Genomic DNA, 256 nt, shown 5'->3' on the forward strand with positions numbered 1-256 from the left:
GACGAAGGTACTATCGTAAATGGTTTTGTAAAATGTCGTACCAAAGGTGGTATGATTGTAGACGTATTTGGTATCGAAGCATTTTTACCAGGTTCACAAATTGATGTGAAGCCAATTAGAGACTACGATGTATACGTAAACAAAACAATGGAATTCAAAGTTGTGAAAATCAACCACGAGTTTAAAAATGTTGTTGTTTCGCATAAAGCACTTATTGAGGCTGATATCGAAGAACAGAAAAAAGAAATCATTGGTC

1 protein-coding gene is annotated in these 256 nt (G+C 34.8%); it reads left to right on the forward strand.

Annotated features, from left to right (window positions below):
- Positions 1-256 (forward strand): S1 RNA-binding domain-containing protein (locus tag ACY2RR_RS24545; protein ID WP_490110827.1); only part of this gene is annotated, 256 nt, incomplete at both ends.

Source organism: Parendozoicomonas sp. 2304DJ65-17 (assembly GCF_058148445.1).